The organism is Gemmiger formicilis, from assembly GCF_024462815.1.
GTDB lineage: Bacteria > Bacillota > Clostridia > Oscillospirales > Ruminococcaceae > Gemmiger.
On record NZ_JANGCG010000063.1, the window covers coordinates 1 to 351 of the forward strand.

Genomic DNA, 351 nt, shown 5'->3' on the forward strand with positions numbered 1-351 from the left:
TGAACTGCACCCCATTTGTTAGACAGTATGGTATACTATCTAACAAGTGGGGTGTTTTTCTATGCCAAAAGGAGTACCAAACAAACGATATACGCCGGAATTCAAAAAACTGGTGATTGAAACCATGCAGGAAGAGAAATTAAGTTACAGCGAAACCTGTCGTAGATTTGAGGTAAACAGCAGAGATCGAATCAAATCATGGGAGCGAATCTATCTGGAGGAAGGGCCGGAAGGCTTTGCCGTCGAACGGCGTGGCCGCAGCAGTAAGGGTCGTCCGCCAAAGCAGCTGCCGAAGCAGGTAGAAGAAGATCTGCTGGCCGAAGTGCAGCGACTGCGTGCGGAGAACGATTA

General features: G+C 48.4%; 1 protein-coding gene. It reads left to right on the top strand.

All coding sequences use genetic code 11. The features are described 5' to 3' along the window. Positions 1–61: 61 nt before the first annotated feature. Positions 62–351: helix-turn-helix domain-containing protein (locus NE623_RS14510; RefSeq protein WP_256273512.1), on the top strand; the 290-nt coding region annotated here is incomplete at its 3' end.